Genomic DNA, 10,383 nt, shown 5'->3' with positions numbered 1-10,383 from the left:
CCCCCCCCCCCCCCCCCCCCCACGGACTGGGGGTGGCGCCGTCAGGAGCGGTCCGGTCCGGGGCGGCCCGGGGACCGTCGGGGGAGTGTGCCGGGGCCTTCGCGCCGACCGGCGCGGCGCTCGCCGCCCGGAGCAGCGCTCGTCGGTGCGGACGCGCCCCGGCTGCGTCCGTCGAGCACCGTGACGGGCACCGTCCCGCGGGCGCGCGCCGTGCGGCAGGTGACGTCTCTCGCCGGGGGCGTCGGGCGCGGTGACGGCCGCCGGGACGGAGCGCCCGGGGCGGGCGTTCCGGGAGTCGCCCGTGGCTCGCACCGCGTCGGGCGGCGGCGTGTGCCGCGCCACACCGAGCAGACGTCACAAAGCCATAACGCTTGGCAACGATCGCCTGCGTTGGCGAGTCACTGTTGTGCGGGCGTTAATCTTCTTCACGGCAGACGTTCGTATCACAGTCACATCGGCGGGAGCGGGATTTGTCCATCCAGAGCAGTGCGGCGCGTCCTCGGACCACGGCAGTCGTCCTGGCCGGGGGAACGGGTCAGCGGGTGGGGCTGTCCATACCCAAGCAGCTCATCAAGATCGCCGGTAAGGCGGTCATCGAGCACACGCTGGCGGTGTTCGAGAAGGCCGACGACATCGACGACGTCATCGTGCTGATGACCCCGGGCTACACGGCCGAGATCGAGAAAATCGTCGCCAAGGGCGGCCTGCGCAAGGTCAGTCGGGTCATCGAGGGCGGCGCGACCCGCAACGAGACCACCGAACGGGCCATCGCCGCGCTGAGCGAGGGGCTCGCCGAGGGCGAGGAGCGTCACGTCCTCTTCCACGACGCCGTCCGCCCGCTGCTCTCGCAGCGGGTCATCAGCGACTGCGTCGCCTCGCTCGCCCGCCACCAGGCCGTGGACGTCGCCATCCCCTCGGCCGACACCATCATCGTCACCCGCACCCACGGCGAGGACGGCGAGTTCATCACCGACGTCCCCGACCGTTCCCGGCTGCGCCGCGGCCAGACCCCCCAGGCGTTCCACCTCTCCACCATCCGCCGCGCCTACGAGGTCGCCGCCGGCGACCCCAACTTCCAGGCCACCGACGACTGCTCCGTGGTCCTGAAGTACCTGCCGGACGTGCCGATCCACGTCGTCCAGGGCGACGAGTGGAACATGAAGGTCACGCAGCCCGTCGACGTCTACATCGCCGACAAGCTCTACCAGCTCGCCTCCACCGCGGCCCCCGCCCAGTCGGACGAGGCCGCGTACCGCGAGCTGCTCACGGGCACCACCATGGTCGTCTTCGGCGGCTCCTACGGCATAGGCAAGGACATAGCCGAGCTCGCCGAGAGCCACGGCGCCACCGTCTACGCCCTGGGGCGGTCCACCACCGGTACCCACGTCGAGAACCCCGACCACGTGTCCGAGGCCCTGGAGCGGGCCTACGCCGAGACCGGCCGCATCGACCACGTGGTCAACACCGCCGGAGTCCTCCGCATCGGGCGCCTCGCCGAGACCGACCCGGAGGTGATCGAGGAAGCCCTCCGCGTCAACTACCTCGCCCCGGTCCACATGGCCCGCGCCGCCCACAAGTACCTCGCCGAGACCGGCGGCCAGCTGCTCCTCTACACCTCCAGCAGCTACACCCGCGGCCGCGCCGAGTACAGCCTGTACTCCTCCAGCAAGGCCGCCATGGTCAACCTCACGCAGGCACTGGCCGACGAGTGGGCCGGCGACAACATCCGCGTCAACTGCGTCAACCCCGAGCGGACCGCCACCCCGATGCGCACCAAGGCGTTCGGCCAGGAGCCCGCCGGCAGCCTGCTCTCCTCGGAGGCCGTCGCCCGCACCTCCCTCGACGTGCTGCTGTCCACCCTGACCGGCCATGTCATCGACGTCCGCCAGCAGGACCCCACCGCCGACGCCTCGACCGCCGGCAGCTTCGACCTCGCCCTGGCCGCCTCCCTCGACGTGGGGGCCGTCGGTGAGTGACCGCCCCGCGGGCAGCGGCTCCGCGCAGCACACCGTCGACTCCCCGAGCGACGACCGCTCCACCCTCACCCGGCTGATCGACCGCTACGGCCGGCTGCCCCTGGTCACCTCCGTCGCGTTCGGCATCAGTGCCGTCCTGCTGGCCGTCGCCGCCATCAGTGACAACCCGACGCTCTTCTTCGCGGCCTGGGCCGTCAACTACGTCACCGACTGGCACCTGCGGCTGCGCGGCCGCGTCGCCAACGCGGTGCTCCGCCGGTTCGGGTTCGGCGACCGGCTGCGCGAGTTCAACCGGCTGATGCTGCTGGTGCTGCTGGCCGTCGTCAACGAGATGTCCGGCGTCACCGTCTTCGCGCTGCTGGTCACCGTGTACTTCAGCGCCAACGGCAGCCACGCGCCGCTGATCGGCTACCGCAACAAGCGGCGCAACGTCCCCGTCGCGGTCCTCAACATGGACATGAGCGAGCTGAAGGTGCCTGCTGCGCCGGACTCCGCCAAGTGGCGGCAGCGCGGCCTCACCCGGGTTCCCGGCCCCGAGATCCTCCTGGCGGCCGCCGCCGCCGCGGTCCTCGCCGGCTTCGGCGTCGGCTGGCTGGCCCTCGCCGGCGCGGCGACCCTGGTGACGCTGGTCGCCGCGGCGCAACTGGCGCTCTACGCCCGGCAGAACCGGCGCATCCCCGAGGCTCCCGAGATCATCGAGGTCCTCAACCGGCGGCTCGCCGAGTACCGTCCCGAGGTCGCGCTCTACTTCACCTTCGCCGCCACCGGCCAGGACTTCATGTACCAGGTCAACATGTGGATCGACACCTTGGAGAAGCTCGACCGCCGGGCGATCATCATCCTCCGCGAGACCGCGGCGATGGCCCAGTTGGACCGCACCCGTCTCCCCGTCGTCTGCACGCGCAAGGCCGACGACCTCGCCCTGCTCGACCTCTCCGACCTGCGGGTCGTGCTCTACCCCGGCAACGCCGGCAAGAACGTGCACATGCTGCAGAAGGCCGAGGCCCAGCACGTCTTCATCGGCCACGGCGACAGCGACAAGCTCGCCAGCAGCAACCGCGTCAGCCGGGTCTTCGACGAGATCTGGGTGGCCGGTCAGGGCGGCCGCGACCGCTACCAGCGGGTGCGGCACGCGATCGACCCGGACTCCCTGGTGTCCGTCGGCCGGCCCCAGCTCTCCGAGGTGCTGCCCGCGACCGCCGAGCGGACCCCCGGGCCGCTGACCGTGCTCTACGGCCCCACCTGGGAGGGGTGGACCGACGAGGCCTGCCACACCTCGCTGCTGCCGATGGGCGAGCGGATCATCGGCGGCCTGCTGGCTCGCGACGACATCCGCGTCATCTACAAGCCGCACCCCCTCACCGGCAAGCGGTCGCCCGAGGTCGAGCGGATCGACGCCCAGGTCCGCCGGCTGCTGCACCGCGACAACGAGCGGCGCGCGGCCCGCCGCGACCCCGAGCACGTCGCGGCGACCGACCGCCGTCTGGCGGAGATCGAGGCCCGCATCGCCGAGATCTCCGGCCGCTCCGAGGACGGCGACTGGCTGCAGTGGACCCGCGACGCCCGCTGGGAGTCGCGCGACGTGCGAGCCGAGATCGCGGAACTCCGCACCCGCTGGAGCGAACTGTTCTGGGACGAGGCGTACCAGGGCGGACGCCACCTGGTGGTCACCGACCGGCTGCCCTCGCTGTACGACTGCTTCAACCACGCCGACCTGCTGATCAGCGACATGTCGAGCGTCATCTCCGACTTCGTCGCCAGTTGCAAGCCGTACGTGGTCACCAACGCGCACGACGAGGACCCCGAGCAGTACCGGCTGCTCAACCCGACCGCCGGCGCCGCCTACCTGCTGGGCAGCGACTGCGCCGAACTCGACGACATCCTGGGGACGGTCGCCGCCACCGCGGACGACCCGCTCGCCCAGCACCGCGTCGAGCTCAAGCGCTACCTGCTCGGCCCGGACGAGCCCTCCGCGATGACCCAGTTCAACAACGCGGTGGAGTCGCTGCACGCCCGGGCGCTGCGGGCGTACCCGCTGGGCACCACCGCCGAACCGGTGCCCGCCGCACCCGCCTACTCGCGGCAGGCCACCGGCCTGATCCCGCGGCAGGCCACCGAACGCGTCCCGGAGGCGCTCACCTGACCGCGGCCGCGTCGCACCGCGTCCCACGGTGCCCCACCTCACGGAGGTGGGGCACCGCCGCGTTTCCGTCACCCGGCCGTCGGCCCGGCTGCGTCGGCGGGCCCCGTTCCTGCCCGCCGGCACCGGGGCACCGGGGCGCCGCCGCCGGTGACCGGGCCGGTCCGTCTCGGCCGTCCGGTCCGTCTCGGCCGTCCGGCCCGTCACGCCGTCCCGTGGGGAGGGCCCGCCCCGGCCGCGGCGTCACGCCGGACCGTCGCGACCCCGCGCGCCGCCGCCCCGAAAGGACGACGGCCCGCAGCTCCCTACCCGGTGCGCCGGTCAGCGGCTCCCGGAGCCGGCCGGCTGCTGCTCCTGCCCGCCGACGGTCGGAGCCGTCGTCCCGTCCGACCGGTCCGCGGCCCTCGCCGTCTCCCCGGCACCCGCCGGATCTGCCGACCCGGCGGACGCCACCGGCTTCCGCACCGAGGCGTCCCGCACCTCCCGCGAGAACAGCCACGGCACGCTGGGCTGGACCAGCGGCTTCATCACGGCCCGTACCGGCGGCGAGGCCAGGACCGCGGCCAACGCCACCGCCCCCAGCACCGCCAGCACCTGCTCCTCACGGTTGCCGACCTGCTCGAAGATCCCCGTCTCGCGCAGCGGCCGCAGCACCAGCGGGTGCAGCAGATAGATGTACATGCCGCCGGCGCCCAGGTAGGTCACCACCGGGATCCGCCGCCGCGGCACCAGGTTGATCAGGCACAGACCCAACACCACGCCCCAGGTCAGCAGCGCCGCCCGGAACACCCAGGCCCACGCGAGCCCGAAGGTCTCGGCCTGCGAGACGTACGGGGCGGCCAGCGTCGTCCAGCCGATCCGCACCTCCTCGCGCACCAGCCACGCCACCACCCCCGACCCCAGCAGCAGCCCCAGACTCAGCCAGCGGGTCCACCCCCGGCTGAACACCCCGGCGAGGAAGCCCTGCCGGATCTTCCACCCCAGCACGAAGAACGGGAACAGCGCGACCGTGCGGGACGCCGAGAACTCCGAACCGAACTCGTTGAAGTAGCCGATGGCCAGCGACGCCAGCACGGTCAGGGTGAACGGGAACCGCAACGCCACCACATAGGGCAGCGCGACCCGCCACACGATGAGCGAGAGGAGGAACCACAGCGTCCACTTGGGAAGGCCGAGGTAGATCTTCCACTCGCCCTCCAACCACCGCACCTGCACCGTCTGCAGCACGGTGAAGAAGACGTACGGCAGCGCGATGGACTCGATTATTCGCCGCGCCTCCCGGAGGTTGAGTGGTCCCGCGCTGCTGAAATAGCCGCAGACCATCACGAACACCGGGAGCCGCAGCGCCCACGTGACCAACCAGAGCCAGAGCGGCCCCTCCATGTGGCGGAGCGGCTCGATCGTGTGCCCCACCACCACCAGCGTCCCGGAGGTGTACCGGACGTTGTCCCACCAGGGGTCGCGGGACTTGCTGCGGGCTCTTCTGCCGAAAAGCCCCTTCATGATGCGCGCCACGTAGGCTCCGAAGTCGTTACGAGTCGGTGATGAAATGCCCATCGGGTGTGTCGTCGACCACAGGTGCGGCTCACGCGTGTGGACATCCGGCTGATCATACCGGGATCCCGGGCGGTGGCAGCTAACGGATACGTAACCCGCGGCGGCCGGTTCGCGTCCCCGCACCGGGCGATACGCCGTTCGCAAAGCGGACCGGCCGGTAGGCTGGTCGCACGCTGAGCAGGGCTACCGGAGGTTCGTCGTGCGACCCGATGTTTCCGTTGTCGTTCCCGTCTACAATTCCATGCCGTACCTCGTCGAATGCCTCGACTCCGTTTTCGCGCAGTCCCTGGACCCGTCGCGTTACGAGGTCATCGTGGTGGACGACGCTTCCGACGACGGCAGCGAGGCGGAGTTGAGGCGGCGAGCCGAGGCCCACCCCACGATGCGGCTCGTGCGGCGCGACGTCGGGTCGGGCGGTCCCAGCGCCCCGCGCAACCAGGGAATGGACCTCGCCACCGGCCGCTTCGTATTCCTCATGGACGCCGACGACATGCTCGGGGAGAAAGCCCTCGAACTCATGGTGGAGGCAGCCGACCGCGACAACTCCGACATGGTGCTCGGCAAGCTCGTCGGTGTGGGCAGGAGTACGTCCGTGAAGGCCTACGCGAAAAGCGGGAAGGTCGACCTCTACGCCTCGGAGATATATCGGGCCCTGAGTCCGCAGAAACTCTACCGGCGATCCGTGCTCACCGGGAACGGAATTCGCTTCGACGAATCCCTCTGGTGGGGCGAGGACCAGGTCTTCGTGACCGAGTTCCATCTCGTCTCCGGCGGGACCTCCGTCGTCGGTGACTACGACTGCTACTACCTGAGGCAGCGCGACGACGGCGGCAACATCATGCAGCGCAGCCGCAACGTCGAAGAGGTCGTCCGCTACGTCGAGACGCTCATGGACCTCGTCGCCGACGGCGTCGACGACGCCTACGGCCGCACCCGGCTCCTCGGCCGGCACTTCCGCACCATCGCCCAGGACATGCTCCCCGTCGGGCTCACCCACCCCGACGCCGACTTCCGCGCCGAGGTCTGGCAGCGCGCCCGCGCCCTCCACGCACGCCACTGGACCCCGGAGATCCAGGGCGAACTCCCCGCCTACGAGAGCCTGCAACTGCGGCTCCTCGCCGACGACGACATCGAGCGCGCCACCGAGGTGGCGCGTCGGGCCGACGAAGCCCCCGACGCCCCGCTCCACTTCGAGGACGGCCGCGCCTACCGCCGGTACCCCTACTTCCGCTCCACCGAACAGCCGCTGCCCGACGAGTACTTCGACGTCACCGACCGCCTCCGCCTCAAGGCGCGGCTGCTCGGCTCCACCTGGGACGGCGACCTGCTGCGACTCACCGGCGACTGCCGGGTCACCGGCGTCGACCTCGACACCGCCGAGGCCACCCTGGTGCTGCGCCACCGTGAGAACGGCGAAGAACTGCGCGTCGACGCCCGCCCGGCCCCCCGCGAGACCCCCGACACCCCCACTCGCTGGCAGGCCGCCGTCGACCCCGCCGCGGCCGGCGCCGGGGTCTGGGACGCCCACCTGTCCGTCCGCTTCCACGGGACGGAACGCACCGTGCGACTCCCCGCGGCCCCCGACACCGCCGGACTCGCCGCCCCCGCCAGCCGGGTGCTCGCCACCCCCGCCGGCGGCACCGGCGCCGTCCCCTACGTCACCACCTCGCGCCGGTTCTCGCTGGACGTCGGCGGCACCCACCACCCGGTGACCGCCGGCGCCGTCGTCACCGACCTGTCCTGGCAGGAGGACCGACTGACCGTGACCGGCGCCGCCTGGCTCACCCACATCCCCGGCGACCTGCTGCACCTCTCCTTCGCGCTGCGCCCGCGCGAGGCGCGCCCCGCCCCCACGGGCGGCCTCGGCGCGCTGCGCCGCCTCATCGGCGGACGCCCTCCCCAGCCGCCCACCGAACCCCTCGCCGCAGCCGTCGCCGACCTGCCGCTCACCGCGCCCGTACCCACCGCGCCGGCCACCGCCGGGCCCCGGGGGTTCACCGCCGTGCTCGACCTGACCGACACGGGGACGACCGCGCTGGTCACCCGCGCCGTGTGGGACCTCTGGCTGACGATCGAGTCCGGCGGCCGGCACTGGGACGTCCGCCCCAGGCCCGCACCCGCGCCGGTGTTCGCGACACCCCCCGAGATCCGGCACCGCCCCCGGGACGCCCGCGGGGAGACGACGCTCTACACCACCAAGGGCGGCTATCTCGCGCTCGACGGCGCCGGCGAGCACTTCCCCGCCAAGAGCTGACCCCGACACCACGCCCCGCCGCGGACCGCGGCCGCGCCGGCGGGGTGCGGGGGAGAACCCCTCCCGCGCACCCCGCCGCTTCCGCGACGGGATACCGGGCACGCCCCGTACGCCGACCGGAACACGCCACCTCCGTACCGTGATCGCGCCGTCACGCCCGCCGTCGCCCTCGGTGCCCCGCGCCGCCGCCCGCCCGGGGCGGAACCCGAAGCACGCACCGCCGCGGCGACCGACGCGGAGACATCCCCCACACCGATGTCGTCCTCGCGTCCACCCGTCCTGCCCGCGCCGACCACCGGGGACGGCCACCGGCAGCCCCGCGACACCGACCGGCGACACCGGATATGGCGGCGATGTGAAGCTCTTGGGAGGCTGGCACGCAGAGCGGCCCGACGTCCCCGCGCCGTCGGGCCCCGCCCGGAGAATGAGAGCGCCGACCGTCCGGCCCGGCAGGTCCCGAAGGTTACGCTTTGGTGGCACGTGTGCGCCCGCGAGGCCCCCCAGCGGTGAACCACCGGGACCCGCCCCGGCCGCACGGCGGTACCGACGCCCGACCAGGACAGGACGAGATGAACGCACCGTTTACCGCCGGAGACCACTCGGGACCCGCTCCGGCCGGTTCCTTCGTCCGTCGATACAACAAGGTGCCACTGCCGGTCCGCCGGATGCTCAACCGCGCCACCCCCGAGGCCGCCCGCCGCCGCGCCAAGGGCTGGCTCGCGACCCAGCTCACCCCCGGGGAGCGACTCCGCCACCGCCGCGCACGCCATCTGCGCCGCCCCCTGCTCGCCGCCGACCCCACGGTCCGCGAGTTCGTCCACCGCGGCCGCATCCTCCTCGGCCGCGAGGTCACCTCGTTCTCCAGCGCCGGCGCCGGCGCCCACAACCTCGACCTCGTGGTCCGCGCCCTGGACCACGCCGGAATCAGCTACTTCATGGTGCCGGGCTCCTCCGGCATCCGGCACCAGCTCGGCATCCGCGTCGCCGACCGCGCCGCGTTCCTCGCCGCCATGGACGACCTCCACGCCGCCCGGCCGATCTACGTCGGCCTGCCGCAACGCGCCGGCGGCGTCACCCAGTTCCAGTTCCGCGTCGACGGGCGGCTCCCCGACTCCCTGACCACGGCCGGGGTCCTGCGGTTCGGCGAGTTCCTCATCGGCCCGCGCAACCAGCTGCTCGCCCACACCCGCTCCGGCTGCGACGTCGAGTTCTGGGCCGACGGCGCCGAACTGCTCGCCACCGGCGACCCCGAGGAGCAGCTTCCCAAGGGGCTCCCGGAGGACGTGCTCGCCGAGTCGCTGATCGCACCACGCCGCAACGCCGTCTCCGACTTCCTGCCCCGCGGTGAGCAGGTCCCGGCCCTGCTCACCGTGCGCGAACGGGACTACCCCACCTACCAGGCGTTCACGCTGCCGCGGGTCAACGAGGTCCAGTTTCCGATCGACATCGTCTACACCTGGGTCGACGGCGACGACCCCGCCTGGCAGGCGCGCCGCGACCAGCACCGGCCCGGCGTCCGCAAGGACCCGAGCTCGGAGTCGTCGCGCTTCGTCAGCCACGACGAACTCAAGTACTCGTTGCGGTCGCTGGAGATGTACGCCGGATTCGTGCGCCACATCTACCTCGTCACCGACCGGCAGGTGCCCGAGTGGCTCGACACCGACGCGCCGGGCCTGACCGTCGTCGACCACCGCGACATCTTCCGCGACCCCGACGTCCTGCCCGTCTTCAACTCGCACGCCATCGAGACCCAGCTCCACCACATCGAGGGCCTCTCCGAGCACTACGTCTACTTCAACGACGACGTCATGCTGGGCCGCCCCATCGGCCCCGACCAGTTCTTCCACGCCAACGGCCTCGCCCAGGTGCCGTTCTCCTCCGCCCAGTTCGGCCTCGGAGAACCCCACCCCCTGGAGGCGGCCCCCAGCGCCGCGGGCCGCAACGTGCGCCGCCTCATCTGGGAGACCCACAAGCGCAACATCACCCAGAAGTTCATGCACGTCGCCCACCCCCAGCTGAAATCGGTCATGACCGAGCTGGAGGAGCTGTTCCCGGACGAGTTCGAACGCACCGCCGCCTCGCGGTTCCGGGCCGTCACCGACATCGCGCCCGGCGCCTCGCTCCACCACCACCAGGCGCTGCTCACGGGCCGGGCCGTCCCCGGCCGCTACCGGCTCTGCTACGTCGACATCAGCCGCCCGGAAGAGGCGGAGATCCGGCTCGGACGGCTCCTCGCCGAACGCGGCCACGACTTCATCTGCCTCAACGACGTCGCCACCGCCGACGAGGACCGCGAGCAGGTCGGGCGGCTGCTGAACCGCTTCCTCGACGAGTACTTCCCGTTCCCCAGCGCCTTCGAGAAGCGCTGACACCCACCGCGACGCCCCGCCCGCGGTGAGCGCCGCCCGCCCCCGGGCCGGCAGCGGGCGCGGCGGGTCGGCACCGCGGCGCGGCGC

At 72.4% G+C, this 10,383-nt stretch carries 5 protein-coding genes; 4 read left to right on the top strand and 1 reads right to left on the bottom strand.

The genetic code is table 11. The annotated features are described in order from the left end of the window. Positions 1-476 precede the first annotated feature (476 nt). Positions 477-1,976, top strand: a complete 1,500-nt coding sequence (locus tag HCN52_RS17005) for a bifunctional cytidylyltransferase/SDR family oxidoreductase (RefSeq protein WP_168089311.1) — start codon at positions 477-479, stop codon at positions 1,974-1,976. After that, positions 1,969-4,119 (top strand): hypothetical protein, encoded by a 2,151-nt coding sequence (locus HCN52_RS17000; RefSeq protein ID WP_168089309.1) that lies wholly within the window; start codon positions 1,969-1,971, stop codon positions 4,117-4,119. The genes HCN52_RS17005 and HCN52_RS17000 overlap by 8 nt, the downstream gene beginning before the upstream one ends. 318 nt (positions 4,120-4,437) lie before the next feature. Here the strand turns inward: HCN52_RS17000 and HCN52_RS16995 are convergent, their stop codons facing one another. Continuing rightward, the gene (locus HCN52_RS16995; RefSeq protein WP_168089308.1) at positions 4,438-5,631 is read right to left on the bottom strand and encodes an acyltransferase family protein; all 1,194 of its coding nucleotides are present in this window, start codon (positions 5,629-5,631) and stop codon (positions 4,438-4,440) included. A gap of 241 nt (positions 5,632-5,872) precedes the next feature. On the opposite strand from HCN52_RS16995, the gene HCN52_RS16990 reads away from it, so the two are divergent. Both HCN52_RS16990 and HCN52_RS16985 read left to right on the top strand, forming a co-directional pair. Further along, a complete protein-coding gene (locus HCN52_RS16990; protein ID WP_312876737.1) occupies positions 5,873-7,927 on the top strand; it encodes a glycosyltransferase in 2,055 nt (684 codons plus the stop codon). Positions 7,928-8,496: 569 nt separating this feature from the next. After that, the gene (locus HCN52_RS16985) at positions 8,497-10,296 is read left to right on the top strand and encodes a stealth family protein (RefSeq protein WP_245175225.1); all 1,800 of its coding nucleotides are present in this window, start codon (positions 8,497-8,499) and stop codon (positions 10,294-10,296) included. Positions 10,297-10,383 lie beyond the last annotated feature (87 nt).

The sequence above is a fragment of the Streptomyces bohaiensis genome (genome assembly GCF_012033785.1).
Lineage (GTDB): Bacteria > Actinomycetota > Actinomycetes > Streptomycetales > Streptomycetaceae > Streptomyces > Streptomyces bohaiensis.
The sequence above is the reverse complement of the archived record's forward strand: the minus strand, read 5'-3'. Positions and strand labels throughout refer to the sequence as shown.

Bases quoted from the DNA above. Each gene is read 5' to 3' on its own strand.
- HCN52_RS16985 (WP_245175225.1), top strand. From the start codon at position 8,497: ATGAACGCACCGTTTACCGCCGGAGACCACTCGGGACCCGCTCCGGCC.